We start from the raw sequence: 15,361 nt of genomic DNA, 5'->3' as shown, positions 1-15,361 counted from the left end.
GGTGAATGACTGAGGGTATGTTGCTTAGGAAAGCAACAAATACACCGCACTCAGCCCTAGCAACAATGCCATGAGCCGGTTGAACCATCGCATGCCTACAGGATTATTCAGATAACCCTGCAGGCATGTCCCGGCATACGCCCAACAGCCGACAGACACATAGCAGATCACCAGATACACCGCCGCAAACTGCCAGACCAGCCGCGCCTCGCCGTCCGCGACGAACGCGCCCATACCCGCTACACAGGCCAGCCAGGCCTTCGGATTGAGCCATTGCATCATCGCGCCATATAACATCGACGGCGCCCGGCGCGATTTATCCGCATCGATGCGGCCATCGTCCGCCGCCAGTTTCCAGGCCATGAACAACAGAAACGCAACACCCGCCAGTTGCACCACTTGCGTCAGCGCCGGCCACAACCGCAATACCTCATGCAACCCCAATCCCATCAATACCAGCAATAAAACGAAACCCAGCGTTGCTCCGGYGACATGTCGCTGACTGGCGCGAAAACCGAACTGCGCCCCCGAACTCAACGCCACAATGTTCACCGGCCCCGGTGTAATGGAAGCGACCAAGGCAAACGCCGCCATGGAAAGAATCAGACTCATTGCATACCTTCTTCAATTCAGTTGAACCAGGGGTCAAGGTAAAGAGCCAGGGGAATGCTGTATTGAAGAAAACAACCCTTGCCTGTCCCGCGACGCATGTCACTTCCTGTAGGTTGCAAGACTGTCACGAGGGACCTTATGGCGGGCCTATACTTCAAGAGTCGGCACACTCGATGCGGGGCGCGTCGAGYGATCGTTCACGCAGGCCACAGCCTGCCTTCATCGTAGGGAGGAGAAGATCATGGCGCGTAAATACATCGACTGCCGCGAGTTCCCAAGCGCGTCCAAATGCTCGGTCGCCCTGTCCGCAGACTCTGAAAACGAACTGCTGGAGGCCGCGGCACAGCATGCGGTCAGTGTTCACAAGCACACCGATTCACCAGAACTGCGTGCTCAACTGAAGACAATGTTCCACGACGGCACCCCGCCCGTAGAAGCACCGCGTCCGGCGTAGGAACGCAAAAAGGGACAGACCACGATTCAAGGCAGATGCCGAACAATCGTGGTCTGTCCCGTGTTTTTCTTGGTCTGTCCCGTGTTTTTCTCTGTACGGCTATTTGCATCCACCGCTGTATGGGCCAAATCACCAACCACCCATGATAAAAATACCGCTCTCGTTCYTGGAGCCCCGTTCATGGACCTCGCCACCCTCCTCCTGTTTTTGCCGGCCTGCTTCGCCCTGAACATGGCCCCCGGCCCAAACAATCTGCTGTCGGTCAGCAACGCCACCCGTTATGGCTATCGTCGCGCCTGTGTGGCCGGCGTCGGGCGTTTGCTGGCGTTTGCCGGGATGATCGGCCTGGCCGCCGCTGGATTGTCGGTGGTGCTGAAAACCTCGGAATGGCTGTTCTACGCGATCAAGATCATCGGTGCCGCTTACCTGTTGTACCTGGCGTGGCAACTGTGGCGTGCCAATCCCGAGGCCGAGCAGCACATCACCGGCACGCCGGTGGGGATCCTGGCCCTGGCGCGGCAGGAGTTTCTGGTGGCAGCGGGTAATCCCAAGGCCATTTTGCTGTTCACCGCCTTCCTGCCGCAGTTCGTCGACCCGACCCAGGCGGTGGCTCCGCAATTCGCGGTGCTCGGCGCGTTGTTCCTGCTGCTGGAATGGATTGCCATCAGCGCCTACGCCTACATGGGCCTGCACATGCGCCGCTGGTTCGCCGAACCGCGGGGCAAGCGGATGTTCAACCGTTGCTGCGCGGGGTTGCTGTCGGCGGCAGCTTCTGTGCTGTTGATGGCGAAACGGGCCTGACCTTTACGCTTGGGACGGTCCTTTCAGTTCGACCTGGTTGCCGTCCGGATCGAAGCAATAGATCGACAGCCCGTTGCCTTCGGCACCAAAACGCACCGCAGCTTTCTCGGGTTTCAGGCCGAAGGACTGCAAGTGACTGACCAGCGCTTCCTCGTCAAACGGTTCGATGCGCAGGCAGAAGTGGTCGACGTTGCGCCGTTCGCGACCAGCGGCAGCCCCGCCCGTGCGGCCGAGCTCGCCCTGGATATCGACGAGGTCGATCATCGAGGTGCCCGCACGCAAATGCACCAGGCCCAGATCGTCGCGGCGCTTGACCAGTTCGGCGCCAAGTACCTCGCCGTAAAACGCGATGCTGCGTTCGAGGTCCTCGACGCGCAGGACGATATGATCGATGTGCTTAATCGTGAATGCTTGCATTGGGATGGATTCCTGAAAATATCGTTTACAGCATTGCCGGTGACCCGATGACTGTAGCTCAGGGTACAAAAATTCTCTGTCGATTTTCCGGTGGAGGCGCCAGGCAACGCGGCTTATGCTCAGCCCATGAACCTACAAAACGCTGTGCTTCCGCCCCACGCCGAGATGGTTCGCGCCATGCTCGAACGCGACACCGCCTACGAGGGGGTGTTCTTTACCGCGGTCAAAACCACCGGCATCTTCTGCCGCCCCAGTTGCACGGCGCGCAAGCCGAAGCCGGAAAACGTCGAGTTCTTCGCCCATGCCGATGAGGCGATGTCGGCGGGTTATCGGGCCTGCCTGCGGTGCAAGCCGCTGGACGCCGCGGCCATTGCGCCGGACTGGGTGCAACGACTGCTGAAATCCGTCGACGCCGACCCCGACCAGCGCTGGACCGATGCCCAATTGCTCGCCGAGGGCATCGAGCCGCTGAAACTGCGGCGCTGGTTCAAGCAGCATTTCGGAATGACCTTTCATGCCTGGTTGCGCAGCCGACGCCTGGGCATCGCCCTCGGTGGCATCAAACAGGGCGACTCCATCGACAACGCGGCGTTCGATTCCGGCTATGAATCCCTGAGCGGTTTTCGCGATGCGTTTCAAAAGTCATTCCACATCACCCCCGGTCGCGCCGCCCACAGCGAGCCGCTGCTGTTCACCCGATTGACCACGCCACTGGGACCGATGATCGCCATGGCCGAACGGCGTGGGCTGGTGCTATTGGAGTTTCTCGACCGACCGGCATTGACCAAGGAAATCGAAGAACTGCAGAACCATTATGGCTACGCCGTGGCCCCCGGACACAACGGGCATTTGCAGCAGATCGAAGAGGAACTGGCGCAATACTTCGCCGGCAAACGGAGCGAATTCAACGTGCCCCTGCACCTGCCCGGCAGCGCGTTCGCCAAGCAGGTGTGGAGCGAATTGATGAAGATCCCCTACGGCCAGACCAGCACCTATGGCGCGATTGCCGCGCAACTGGGCAAGCCCGGCGCCAGTCGCGCCGTGGGCATGGCCAACGGGCAAAACCGTCTGGCGATTGTGCTGCCCTGTCATCGGGTGATCGGCGCAGACGGCTCGTTGACCGGCTATGGTGGTGGACAACCGCGTAAAGCGTTTCTGCTCAGGCTGGAAAGCGCCGCGGTGCAAATCACCCAACAACTGGCATTCTGATCACTCCATTGTTTTTCAATAAAAAGTCATAAGGAGGGACATTCAATGGACACACTCGACACTCAATTCCATCAACTGCACCAGAGCGGGCTGTTGATTCTGACCAACGTCGCCGACGCCACCGGGGCGCGACTGGTGGAACAGCTGGGCAGCAAAGCCGTGGCCACCAGCAGCGCAGCGGTGGCCTGGGTGCATGGTTATCCGGATGGCAACACCTTGCCGCTTGAGCGGCTGGTTTCCACCGTCGAATCCATCGCCCGGGTCATCAGCGTACCGTTGAGCGTGGACATTGAGGCGGGTTATTCCGATGACCTGGACCGAGTTGCGCAAGTGGTCGACGCGGTGATCGCCGCCGGTGCCGTGGGGATCAATATCGAGGACGGTGCTGCCTCGCCCGACCTGCTGGCCCGCAAGATCGAAATCGCGCGCCAGGTTGCCAATCGCCGGGATGTGAAGCTGTTCATCAATGCCCGCACTGACGTGTACCTCAGGGGCCTGGTGCCGGCCGAAGATCGCGTCGCCGAGACGCTCAAACGCGCCGCGTTGTATCAGGCGGCCGGTGCCGACGGACTGTTCGCCGCTGGCGTCACGGCGGCGTACGAGATCGACGCCCTGTGCCACGGCACGACGCTGCCGCTGAACGTGCTCGGCTTCCCGGGCCTGCCTTCGCCTGAAGAACTGCAAGCCCTTGGCGTGCGCCGTTTGAGCGCCGGCTCGGGCATCGCCGAATTCCTCTACGGCGCCATGGCCGGCCTGGCCAAAAGCTTTCTGCAAACCGGCACGCTCGACAGCAGTCACCTCAAGGCCTTCACCTACAGCCAAGTGAACGCCCTGCTGGCCCCGACCGGCAAAGTTTGACCGCAAGCAATGGAGTGCGGCGCTGCGGGGAGACGACTAGTCTTCCCGCAGCCACCCGCCCCTCAGGATGCTCCATGCCCGACACCTATCAACTGGCCAGCCAATTCCTCTCGGCCCTCGATGCCGACTGGCAGCGCCACATCAGCGCCATCGGCCCTTGCCTGCATCAACCCCATGCGGCGCGCGATCCTTATGAGTCGCTGGTGCGGGCGATTGCCTATCAGCAACTGCATGCAAAGGCTGGCGATGCGATTGTCGGCCGGCTGCTGGCGTTGTTTCCCGCGAGCACCTTCCCCAGACCCGAGCAGATCCTGGCGACCGACTTCGAGCAGATGCGCGGTTGCGGCTTTTCCGCCAGCAAGATCGCAACCATTCAGGGCATCGCCCAGGCGGCTCTGGACGGCGTGGTGCCGGACTACGCCACGGCGCTGGCGATGGACGATGAAGCATTGATCGAGCGTTTGATCACCTTGCGCGGAGTGGGCCGCTGGACCGTGGAGATGCTGCTGATCTACAGCCTGGAGCGGCCAGACGTTTTGCCGGCCGATGACTTTGGAGTGCGTGAGGGTTATCGCCGGATGAAGGGGCTGGAACAACAGCCGAGTCGCAAGCAGATGATTGATATCGGGCTGGCATGGAGCCCTTATCGGACGGTGGCGTCGTGGTATTTGTGGCGGGTGCCTAACCGGTAGACCGCGATAGCTCGGGTATAAATTCAAGTGCAGAAACGCTTACGGTCTAGTCTGTCTTGAGTCATCCCAACCCCATCGGAGGCCCCCATGCAGCTCGAAGGCTCCTGCCATTGCGGCGCGGTGTCGTTCAGCCTGACCAGCGCCCACCCCTACCCTTATCAGCGTTGCTACTGCTCCATCTGTCGCAAGACCCAGGGCGGTGGCGGTTATGCGATCAACCTGGCGGGCGACGCCCAGAGCCTCAAGGTGCGTGGTCGCAAGCACATCTCGATTTACCATGCGCGGCTCAAGGACGAAGGCGATAAGCGCGCCCGGCGCAGCACCGCCGAGCGGCATTTCTGTTCCCTGTGCGGCTCGGGATTATGGCTGTTCAGCCCTGAATGGCCGGAGCTGATTCACCCGTTTGCCTCGGCCATCGACACCCCGTTGCCGGTGCCGCCCGAGCACACGCACCTGATGCTCGGCTCCAAGGCGCCGTGGGTGGAAGTCGAGGTGTATCCGGGGGACCAGCAATTCGAGGTCTACCCGGTAGAATCCATTGCCCAGTGGCATGAACGCCTGGGCTTGAGCCGCTAATCCAAATGCGCCCAGGTCATGCGAAACGACGCCCCGCCCCACGGCGAATCCGCCACTTCCACTTGCCCGCCATGGGATTGAGACACCCGCCGCACCAGCGCCAGGCCCAGGCCGAAACCACCGGTGCGGCGGTCGCGGCTGGCATCGAGGCGCGAGAACGGTTCGAAGATTTTCTCCCGCCCGTCCAGCGGCACGCCCGGCCCATCATCGTTGACCTGCACTTCGTAATGATCACCGGTGCGCACCAACGACACCTCTACCCTCTGGTCGGCATAACGAATGGCATTGCGCAGCAAATTGATCACTGCCCGGGCCATGAAGCGCGGTTCGATACGAACTTCGTCAACCTGACATTCGACAATCAGCAGTTGCACCCCGGCGGCTTCAGCCTCCAGCGTCACGCTGCCCACCACGCTGTCTAACCAATGGCTGGCCTGAATGTTTTCCCGGGTAATCACCGTGGCACCGCGTTCAAGGCTGGCGTACGTCAGCAACTCGGAAACCATTTCTTCCAGCTCGCCGAGGTCGGCGTACATGTCGGCGATCAACTCGCGGCTCTGGGTTGGGTCGGGCTGTTGCTTGAGTTGGTCGAGTTCGAACGACAACCGCGCGATGGGTGTGCGCAGCTCATGGGACACCGCGTTGGTCAGCTCGCGCTGGTTGGCGATCAGCCCCTCGATGCGCGCGGCCATCAGGTTGAAGTGTTCGGCCAGATCACGAATGTTCGAGCGCTTGGACAGCTGGATGCGCGCCGACAGGTCGTTGTCGCCAAAGCGTTCGGCGGCCAGGCGCAGTGTCTCCAGATCGCGCCAGTGCGGGCGCACCCAGAAAAACAATACAAAACCGATCATCACCGCGATCATCAGATAGGCCGCGGCAATGTAGAACGGCATCAGACTCGGCTCGGCCGGCAGCTTGATGCTGAGCAGTTGCGAACCGTCGTCAATGCGCGAGATGAACTGCGTGTACTTGTCGCGCATCACCAGCAGGCCCTGGGCCAACTCGGCTTGTTCCTGACCGGTCAGAGACAATTGATCGGTCTCGACCAGAGCCAGGCCCAAACCGTAGTGAGGGCGTATGGCTTCCAACTGTCGCTCCCGGGCCGGACTGTCCAGGCCGCGCAATTGCTCGACCAGCGACCAGGCCTGACCACGCACCGCCTCTTGGTTGTAGCTGCGCATCTGACCATCGAGCAGCGCATCGAACGTGCGCTCGACGGTTTGCAGCCCCAGTACCAGGCCAACCGTCATCACCAGAAACAGTCCCAAAAATAACCGCAGCATCTACAGCTCCCACGCAAACGGATTGAACAGATAGCCCTTGCCCCACACGGTCTTGATGCACACCGGTTCGCGCGGGTTGTCCTTGAGCTTGCCGCGCAATTTGCTGATGTACACGTCGACGCTGCGGTTGAGGCCGTCGAAGGCGATACCGCGCATGCGGTTGAGGATGTCGTCGCGGGACAGCGTCTTGCCGGCAGCGCTGGCCAGCAACCACAGCAGTTCGAATTCCATGGTGGTGAGCTCGATGCCCTCGCCCGCCAGGCGCACTTCGCGGCAACTGCGATCGATGCTCAGATGACCGAATTCCAGTGAGCTGCACACACTGCTGTCCGGCATCTGACGGCGTTGCAAGGCACGCAGACGAGCGAGCAGCACGGGGGGCTTGATGGGTTTGATCACGTAGTCGTCGGCACCGGATTCCAGGCCGAGTATGTGATCGAGGTCGTCTTCCTTGGCGGTGAGAATGACGATGGGGGTGTCGGATACGCTGCGGATTTCGCGGCACACGTGCAGGCCGCTCTGGCCCGGCAACATCAGGTCGAGTACGACGATTTTCGGTTTGAATTCAAGGAAAGCGGCTACCGCGAGATCTCCGCGGTGTACCTCGCGGACTTCAAAACCGTGTTGGGACAGGAAATGCGCAATCAGCCCGGCGAGCTTCTCGTCGTCTTCCACCAGCAATACTTTGCCAAAACCCAGACTCTCCATGATGACCGTCTGCCAACCCTTGAATGAAATGGCCGGCATTATGGCGCCAATCGGTGAAGGGACGGTTATCGCAGACAGCAAAAACCGGCCATGGAAGCCGGTTTTTAGCGATGTTTCATTCTTTTAAGAGTTTTTTACAATTATTGAAGATGACACGTTGTCACGCCGCGACCGGCACACCACTGTGAAACCTGAACTCCACATCCGGCGACTCGATCAACGCCTGTTCGGCGTCGCGCACCTTGTCGATCACCTGGGCGATGTCCTTGGCGTCACCGTATTGATAGGCCAGTTTCAGATACCCCTGGAAATGCCGGGCCTCGCTTTTCAGCAGGCCGAAATAGAACTTGCCCAGCTCCTCATCCAGATGCGGCACCAACGCCTCGAAACGCTCGCAACTGCGGGCTTCGATGAACGCGCCGACCACCAGCGTATCCACCAGCTTCACCGGCTCGTGGCTGCGCACCACTTTGCGCAGCCCCGAGGCGTAACGCCCGGCGGACAGCTGGCGCAGTTCAATCTTGCGCCTTTTCATCAGGCGCATGACCTGCTCGTGGTGCACCAGCTCTTCCCGGGCCAGACGCGACATCAGGTTGATCAGATCGACGTGGGAGTGATACTTGGCAATCAGGCTCAACGCCGTGCTGGCCGCCTTGAATTCGCAGTTTTTGTGGTCGATCAGCAGCGTTTCCTGATCGGCCAGCGCGGCCTGGACCCAACCGTCGGGCGTGCGGCAGCCGAGGAACTCGTGAATTTCGGGAAGGATCATGGGGCTCACGGATAAAAGGTTCAAAACGAAGGGCGCCGATTATACCGGCCTGCCGACAGACCACCAGTCGCCACCGTTGATATGCATCAAGTCGCGAATGCCCGACCAGCAACTATAGTTGTCCAACGCAGTGTTTTTACCTTCCTGGAGATCCCGATCATGCAAGCCATTCGCAGCATTCTGGTGGTCATCGAACCCGAACACTCGGAAAGCCTGGCGCTCAAACGGGCCAAATTGATCGCTGGCGTGACCCAGGCTCATCTGCACCTGCTGGTCTGCGATAAAAAGCATGATCACAGCGCGATGCTCGGCGTGCTCAAGGCGGCTCTGCTGGCGGACGGGTACAACGTCACCACCGAGCAAGCCTGGAACGAAAGCCTGCACGACACCATTATCGATGTGCAGCAGGCTGAAGGTTGCGGGCTGGTGGTCAAGCAGCATTATCCCGACAGCCCACTGAAAAAGGCCCTGCTGACTCCGGCGGACTGGAAACTGCTGCGCTACTGCCCGACTCCGGTGCTGCTGGTGAAAACCGCCAAACCCTGGACCGGTGGAGTGATCCTGGCGGCCATCGATGTCGGCAACATGGACGGCGAACACCGCACCTTGCATGCCAGCATCATCGATCATGGCTACGACATTGCCAGCCTGGCCAAAGCCCACTTGCATGTCATCAGCGCCCATCCGTCGCCGATGCTGTCGGCGGCCGACCCGACGATGCAGCTCAAGGAAACCATCGAGGCCCGTTACCGCGAGCAGTGCCAGGCGTTCCAGGCCGAGTTCGACATCGACGACGACCACCTGCACATCGAGGAAGGCCCGGCGGATGTATTGATTCCATTCATGGCCCATAAGCTGGGGGCCTCCGTGACGGTGATCGGCACGGTGGCGCGGACCGGGTTGTCCGGGGCGTTGATCGGCAATACGGCGGAAGTGGTGCTCGATGCGCTGGAAAGCGATGTGCTGGTGCTCAAGCCGGACGACATCATGGATCACCTGGAAGAGATCGTGACCCGGCATTGAGCAAGATCAAGAGATCGCAGCCTCGTTTCACTCGACAGCTCCTACATGGATCGTGTTTCCCTGTAGGAGCTGTCGAGTGAAACGAGGCTGCGATCTTTTGCCTTCAAAGGCTATCCGCCGAAGGCGTCCTTGAGAAACCCCGGCGCAATGTAGCGCTGGTAATGTGCTTCCGAGAGCAGGAAAAATTCCCGATCAATGGCATCGCGCAATTCCGGCAGGTTCCAGTCGCGGAACTCCGGCAGCAGCACCATTCCGTAGGCTTCCAGATTATTGATGACCCGCGCGCCCCGGGCGATCAACTGATAAGCCCAGCAATACTCCGACTGATGCGGCACAAAGCGGATCTTGCGCTGTTCCAGCTGCATTCTCAGCAGCGCGGGATCGAAAATTTCTACCTTGGCAGCCATCACCTGCGACAACAGCTGCTCAAGCCGCAACCACACCGCGCGTTTTTCTTCCTCGTTGTAACCGTTCCAGTGGATCACTTCGTGATGGAAACGCTTGCAGCCACGGCACACCAAATCACCGTAAACAGTGGAGCAGAGGCCGACGCAGGGGGTCTTGATGGTCTGATTGGGCATAGGTAGACAAAACACGGGAAAGCAGAACAGGTCGGCATGTTAGCCCTTTGTCTAACATTCATCACCCCTCAAAGTTTTGGACCTAACTTACCTTTCAAATTTTTTTGCCGTAGAATCAGCCAGCCTTTTAAGGCGCCAATGTCCGTTAAGAAGCTGTTTTCAAAGCGTCACGAGCACAGTCGTTCCTTCAGAGCGGTGTTGGCGAAGGGTTTTTCCAGCGGGGAAAAGCCCAACGCCAACCCTCATCAGCTCCCCGTTCTGCAGGCGTAAAACTTTGAAAGCAGCTTCTGTAAGGAATTGCCGGTAATTCTGGCTAAGCGGCCCACAACGCCACGCAGCGCATGAGTACGGTAATTTCGGGATGAGCGTCCCGGACACCCATTTGGGACCACTGATGAGGGTAATAACTGTGCTTGAAGCCTACCGCAAACATATCGAAGAGCGCGCAGCACTGGGTATCGTTCCCCAGCCGCTTAACGCCGAACAAACTGCAGGCCTGGTCGAGCTGCTGAAGAATCCCCCGGCTGGCGAAGAAGCTTTCCTCGTTGACCTGATCACCAATCGCGTTCCGCCAGGAGTGGACGAAGCCGCCTATGTAAAGGCCGGTTTCCTGTCTGCCCTCGCCAAGGGCGAAGCCAAATCCCCTCTGATCGACAAGAAGCGCGCTGTTGAACTGCTCGGCACCATGCAGGGCGGCTACAACATCGTGACCCTGGTAAACCTGCTGGACGACGCCGAACTGGCGCCAGTGGCTGCCGAAGAACTCAAGCACACCCTGCTGATGTTCGATGCCTTCCACGACGTGGCTGAAAAAGCCAAGAACGGCAACGTTCACGCCAAGGCCGTGCTGCAGTCCTGGGCTGACGGCGAGTGGTTCAAGAAGCGCCCGGTGCTGGCCGACAAGATCAGCCTGCGCGTCTTCAAGGTGACCGGCGAAACCAACACCGACGACCTGTCCCCTGCTCCAGACGCCTGGTCGCGTCCAGACATCCCGCTGCACGCCCTGGCCATGCTGAAAATGGCCCGTGACGGCATCGTTCCGGACGAGCAAGGCAAGACCGGCCCGATGAAGCAGATCGAAGAAATGCGCGGCCAGGGCTTCCCTATCGCCTACGTCGGTGACGTGGTCGGTACCGGTTCCTCGCGTAAATCCGCTACCAACTCGGTACTGTGGTTCTTCGGCGACGACATTCCTTACGTGCCTAACAAGCGCGCTGGCGGTTTCTGCTTCGGCAGCAAAATCGCTCCGATCTTCTACAACACCATGGAAGATGCCGGCGCACTGCCAATCGAGTTCGACGTTTCCAACATGAACATGGGCGATGTGATCGACCTGTACCCGCATGCTGGCAAAGTCACCAAGCACAACAGCGACGAAGTCCTGACCACCTTCGAAATGAAGACCCCGGTTCTGCTGGACGAAGTCCGTGCCGGCGGCCGTATTCCGCTGATCATCGGCCGTGGCCTGACCGAAAAGGCTCGCGCCGAACTGGGTCTGCCACCGTTCGACCTGTTCAAGAAGCCTGAAGCACCGGCCGAAAGCACCAAGGGCTTCACCCTGGCGCAGAAAATGGTCGGCAAGGCTTGCGGCCTGGCAGAAGGCAAAGGCGTTCGTCCTGGCACCTACTGCGAACCGAAGATGACCACCGTGGGTTCCCAGGACACCACCGGTCCAATGACCCGTGACGAACTGAAGGACCTGGCGTGCCTGGGCTTCTCCGCTGATCTGGTGATGCAGTCCTTCTGCCACACCGCGGCTTATCCAAAGCCGATCGACGTGACCACCCACCACACCCTGCCTGACTTCATCATGACCCGCGGCGGCGTTTCCCTGCGTCCGGGCGACGGCATCATCCACTCGTGGCTGAACCGCATGCTGCTGCCAGACACCGTGGGTACCGGTGGCGACTCGCACACCCGTTTCCCGATGGGCATCTCGTTCCCGGCCGGTTCCGGTCTGGTCGCGTTCGCCGCAGCCACCGGCGTCATGCCGCTGGACATGCCGGAATCGATCCTGGTGCGCTTCAAAGGCAAAATGAAACCTGGCATCACCCTGCGTGACCTGGTTCATGCCATTCCTTACTTCGCCATCCAGAATGGCTTGCTGACCGTCGAGAAGAAAGGCAAGAAAAACGCCTTCTCCGGCCGCATCCTGGAAATCGAAGGCCTGGAAGGCCTGACGCTGGAACAGGCTTTCGAGCTGTCCGACGCGTCGGCCGAACGTTCGGCTGCCGGTTGCACCATCAAGCTGTCGAAAGAGTCGATCACCGAGTACCTGCAATCCAACATCACCCTGCTGCGCTGGATGATCGGCGAAGGCTACGGCGATGCACGTACCCTGGAGCGTCGCGCTCAAGCGATGGAAGCCTGGATCGCCAACCCGCAACTGATGGAAGCCGATGCCGACGCCGAATACGCCGAAGTCATCGAAATCGATCTGGCGGACATCAATGAGCCTGTGCTCTGCGCACCAAACGATCCGGACGACGCCCGTCTGCTCTCCAGCGTTGCTGGCGAGAAGATCGACGAAGTGTTCATCGGTTCGTGCATGACCAACATCGGTCACTTCCGCGCTGCCGGCAAGTTGCTGGAACAGGTCAAAGGTCAGCTGCCAACCCGTCTGTGGCTGTCGCCGCCGACCAAAATGGACGCTCACCAGCTGACCGAAGAAGGCTACTACGGCATCTACGGCAAGGCCGGCGCACGCATGGAAATGCCAGGCTGCTCGCTGTGCATGGGTAACCAGGCACGTGTAGAGCCGAACTCCACCGTGGTGTCGACGTCGACCCGTAACTTCCCGAACCGTCTGGGTGACGGCGCGAACGTCTACCTGGCTTCGGCCGAGCTGGCGTCCGTTGCGTCCATCCTGGGTCGCCTGCCGACCGTCGAGGAGTACATGGAATACGCTGGCAAGATCGACAGCATGGCGGCCGACGTTTACCGCTACCTGTCCTTCGACCAGATCGCCGAGTTCCGTGAAGCTGCTGCGAACGCCAACATCCCGGTCGTTCAAGCCTAACGCTACAAAGCCATAAAAAACGCCGCCCATCGTGAGATGAGCGGCGTTTTTTTATGCCTGACGCCGATTACCCAGCTATCTTTGCCTGATGTCGGCACCAGGACGGCGTGCCACGAGGCCCCACGGGCCTTATCTCAAGGAGGAGTCATGCGGGTCATCCTGATCGCCATCGGTTCGCCCGGTGACGTTTTCCCCTTCATTGGCCTGGCCAATGCGCTGAACCTGCGCGGTCATCGCGCGACCTTGTGCAGCCTGCCGGCGTTCAAAGCCACCGTCGAACAGTACGGGCTGGAATTCGAGCCGTTAGGCCAGCAAGCCTGCGACGACACGCCCCGCCCGCGAGACTCGAAAAGCGCTTTGGCAGAGCAGTGGAACGCAGTCTCGCACCTGCTCGAACCGACCTATGACTACATCGCAGCGCGGCGCCATGAGGATATCGTGGTGGTGGGCTCGTTTTGGGCGTTGGGCGCACGTGTGGCCCAGGAGACGTTCGGCATTGCCTACCTTTCGGTACAGATTTCACCGTTCTTGCGCGAGGTCCATCGGCTGGCGCTGGACCAGCTCTGTGCGCCATCACTTAACGCCTTGCGCGCCAGAAAGGGCCTGAGCGGGACGGTTCAACACGTTATGAGCCAATGGATGCATTCGCCGGACGGCGTGATCAGCTTCTGCCCCGAGTGGTTCGCACCGCAGCAAGCTTCTGCGCCGGCCACGCTGTGCAAGGCCTGCGAAAAAGCCGTTGCGGCTATCGAGCATTGCCGCCAGCGAACCAAAGGTCGTCTGGCCGGGCATTCGAAGGGGGCGATCAACCGGGGCAGCTCCGATTGATCGCCCGCTGTTTCAGGCGCTGAGCGAGTAGATCAACGCCGAAATGGCCACCAGGCCCACCAGCGTCACGAAGACGTTGGAGGCTTGGCCACGGTAACGCGCCATCGCCGGTACTTTGCGGATCGCGTACATCGGCATCAGGAACAGAATCGCCGCGATGACCGGGCCACCGAGGGTTTCGATCATGCCGAGAATGCTCGGGTTCAGGGTCGCGACGACCCAGCAGACCACCAGCATGAACGCTGCGGTCATGCGGTCCAGGGTCTTCGGCGCCGGGCGTTTGCCGCTCTTGACGATCAAGCCCTTCAAGCCTTCGCTTGCGCCGATGTAGTGGCCCAGGAATGACTTGGAAATGGCCACGAAGGCAATCAACGGCGCCGCGAAGGCGATGGTCGGGTTGCTGAAGTGGTTGGCCAGGTACGACAGGATCGACAGGTTCTGTGCCTTGGCTTCCGCCAGTTGCGCCGGCGACAGGGTCAACACGCAGCTGAAGACGAAGAACAGCACCATCACCACCATCAAGAGGTGGGCGCGGGACAGGATCTGCGAACTGCGCTCTTGGGCATGCGTGCCGTAGCGACGTTTCTGGTCCACCGCGAACGCCGAAATGATCGGCGAATGGTTGAACGAGAACACCATCACCGGAATCGCCAGCCACAGGGTGTGCAGCAGCGCCGACGACTCAGGCAGCGTGGACGCGGTGCTGAGGATGCCGCCATTCCAGTGAGGAATCAGGAACACCGCCAGGAACAGCAGCGCGACGATGAACGGATACACCATCAGGCTCATGGCCTTGACGATCACCTGCTCACCGCAACGCACCACCGCCAGCAGGCCGAGAATCAGCACGAACGACAGCACGGCGCGCGGTGGCGGCATGATGTGCAGCTGATGTTCGAGGAAACTGCCCACGGTGTTGGTCAGGGCCACGCTGTAGATCAGCAGGATCGGGAAGATCGCGAAGAAATACAACAAGGTGATCAGCGCACCGGCCTTAATGCCGAAATGTTCTTCCACCACTTCGGTGATGTCTGCACCTTCACGACCGGACAGCACAAAGCGGGTCAGGCCACGGTGCGCGTAAAACGTCATGGGGAACGCCAGCAATGCCAGGATCAGCAACGGCCAAAAGCCGCCCAGCCCCGCGTTGATGGGTAAAAACAGGGTACCGGCCCCGATTGCCGTGCCAAACAGGCCCAGCATCCAGGTGGTGTCATGGCGATTCCAGCTTTCGAGGCTCGCTGGTGTCGCCGCTACATAGCGTTCGTCGACGCTATTGGCCTGATCATTCATCCGGTCGGATCTCCGCTTTCCGGTCACTTGCCACTCGGTCAGGACGCGTCGGAAAAAACCGACAGACATGCTCCGGCCGAAACAGGGGCGGGATTCTCCGCGATAAACGAGCAGAAGCAAAGGCTTAGCTGAGCAATGGTTGTGGGAGCAGATCAAAGGCCTGTCGCTTTTAGAAAAATAATTGTCGGCAGCGGGTATGCGATGTGTCGTTTTCTGACACGCTTTAGTAAACCCTAAT

General features: G+C 60.2%; 16 protein-coding genes. 9 read left to right on the top strand and 7 right to left on the bottom strand.

Annotated features, from left to right (window positions below; translation table 11 throughout):
• Nucleotides 1-24: 24 nt before the first annotated feature.
• On the bottom strand, nucleotides 25-612 hold the full coding sequence (locus tag AC1DIS_RS01835; protein ID WP_477780730.1) for a LysE family translocator: 588 nt from the start codon (nucleotides 610-612) through the stop codon (nucleotides 25-27).
• A gap of 241 nt (nucleotides 613-853) precedes the next feature.
• Between AC1DIS_RS01835 and AC1DIS_RS01830 the strand changes: the two genes are divergently transcribed.
• Entirely contained in the window at nucleotides 854-1,066 is a 213-nt protein-coding gene (locus tag AC1DIS_RS01830) for a DUF1059 domain-containing protein (RefSeq protein ID WP_007937743.1), read from the top strand.
• Between the two features lie 180 nt (nucleotides 1,067-1,246).
• Nucleotides 1,247-1,867 carry a LysE family translocator gene (locus AC1DIS_RS01825; RefSeq protein WP_019579340.1) on the top strand — a complete coding sequence of 207 codons (621 nt, stop codon included), beginning with the start codon at nucleotides 1,247-1,249 and terminating at the stop codon, nucleotides 1,865-1,867.
• 3 nt (nucleotides 1,868-1,870) lie between these two features.
• Here AC1DIS_RS01825 and AC1DIS_RS01820 read toward each other — a convergent pair whose 3' ends face one another.
• Nucleotides 1,871-2,284 carry a VOC family protein gene (locus AC1DIS_RS01820; RefSeq protein WP_086946053.1) on the bottom strand — a complete coding sequence of 138 codons (414 nt, stop codon included), beginning with the start codon at nucleotides 2,282-2,284 and terminating at the stop codon, nucleotides 1,871-1,873.
• Nucleotides 2,285-2,410: 126 nt separating this feature from the next.
• Here AC1DIS_RS01820 and AC1DIS_RS01815 point away from each other — a divergent pair, with 126 nt between their 5' ends.
• The 4 genes from AC1DIS_RS01815 to AC1DIS_RS01800 all read left to right on the top strand — a co-directional run bounded on the left by AC1DIS_RS01815 (nucleotide 2,411) and on the right by AC1DIS_RS01800 (nucleotide 5,619).
• Nucleotides 2,411-3,493: a bifunctional transcriptional activator/DNA repair enzyme AdaA gene (locus AC1DIS_RS01815; protein WP_064618236.1), complete on the top strand. Its 1,083-nt coding sequence runs from the start codon at nucleotides 2,411-2,413 to the stop codon at nucleotides 3,491-3,493.
• Nucleotides 3,494-3,538: 45 nt separating this feature from the next.
• Entirely contained in the window at nucleotides 3,539-4,351 is an 813-nt protein-coding gene (locus AC1DIS_RS01810; protein ID WP_086946052.1) for an isocitrate lyase/PEP mutase family protein, read from the top strand.
• A 74-nt stretch (nucleotides 4,352-4,425) separates the two neighbouring features.
• A complete protein-coding gene (locus AC1DIS_RS01805) occupies nucleotides 4,426-5,043 on the top strand; it encodes a DNA-3-methyladenine glycosylase family protein (RefSeq protein WP_064618238.1) in 618 nt (205 codons plus the stop codon).
• An 87-nt stretch (nucleotides 5,044-5,130) separates the two neighbouring features.
• A complete protein-coding gene (locus tag AC1DIS_RS01800; RefSeq protein WP_019648936.1) occupies nucleotides 5,131-5,619 on the top strand; it encodes a GFA family protein in 489 nt (162 codons plus the stop codon).
• Here AC1DIS_RS01800 and AC1DIS_RS01795 read toward each other — a convergent pair.
• From AC1DIS_RS01795 to AC1DIS_RS01785, 3 genes are all read right to left on the bottom strand, one after another.
• Nucleotides 5,616-6,902 carry an ATP-binding protein gene (locus AC1DIS_RS01795; RefSeq protein WP_477742977.1) on the bottom strand — a complete coding sequence of 429 codons (1,287 nt, stop codon included), beginning with the start codon at nucleotides 6,900-6,902 and terminating at the stop codon, nucleotides 5,616-5,618. The genes AC1DIS_RS01800 and AC1DIS_RS01795 overlap by 4 nt on opposite strands.
• Nucleotides 6,903-7,610 carry a winged helix-turn-helix domain-containing protein gene (locus AC1DIS_RS01790; protein ID WP_064621290.1) on the bottom strand — a complete coding sequence of 236 codons (708 nt, stop codon included), beginning with the start codon at nucleotides 7,608-7,610 and terminating at the stop codon, nucleotides 6,903-6,905.
• 160 nt (nucleotides 7,611-7,770) lie between these two features.
• Entirely contained in the window at nucleotides 7,771-8,379 is a 609-nt protein-coding gene (locus tag AC1DIS_RS01785) for a MiaE family protein (RefSeq protein WP_018929651.1), read from the bottom strand.
• Between the two features lie 159 nt (nucleotides 8,380-8,538).
• Between AC1DIS_RS01785 and AC1DIS_RS01780 the strand changes: the two genes are divergently transcribed.
• A complete protein-coding gene (locus AC1DIS_RS01780; protein WP_018929653.1) occupies nucleotides 8,539-9,402 on the top strand; it encodes a universal stress protein in 864 nt (287 codons plus the stop codon).
• A gap of 110 nt (nucleotides 9,403-9,512) precedes the next feature.
• Here AC1DIS_RS01780 and AC1DIS_RS01775 read toward each other — a convergent pair whose 3' ends face one another.
• A complete protein-coding gene (locus AC1DIS_RS01775; RefSeq protein ID WP_007937731.1) occupies nucleotides 9,513-9,983 on the bottom strand; it encodes a DUF1289 domain-containing protein in 471 nt (156 codons plus the stop codon).
• 409 nt (nucleotides 9,984-10,392) lie between these two features.
• Between AC1DIS_RS01775 and acnB the strand changes: the two genes are divergently transcribed.
• On the top strand, nucleotides 10,393-13,002 hold the full coding sequence (gene acnB, locus AC1DIS_RS01770; protein ID WP_018929654.1) for a bifunctional aconitate hydratase 2/2-methylisocitrate dehydratase: 2,610 nt from the start codon (nucleotides 10,393-10,395) through the stop codon (nucleotides 13,000-13,002).
• Nucleotides 13,003-13,149: 147 nt separating this feature from the next.
• Nucleotides 13,150-13,830 (top strand): glycosyltransferase, encoded by a 681-nt coding sequence (locus AC1DIS_RS01765; protein ID WP_158245534.1) that lies wholly within the window; start codon nucleotides 13,150-13,152, stop codon nucleotides 13,828-13,830.
• 12 nt (nucleotides 13,831-13,842) lie between these two features.
• On the opposite strand, the gene AC1DIS_RS01760 is transcribed toward AC1DIS_RS01765, so the two are convergent.
• Entirely contained in the window at nucleotides 13,843-15,123 is a 1,281-nt protein-coding gene (locus AC1DIS_RS01760) for a serine/threonine transporter (protein WP_064618247.1), read from the bottom strand.
• Nucleotides 15,124-15,361: the final 238 nt, after the last annotated feature.

The sequence above is a fragment of the Pseudomonas sp. 05N433 genome (genome assembly GCF_056396925.1).
Note: the sequence above shows the minus strand (reverse complement) of the source record. Positions and strands in the feature narration are given on the sequence as shown.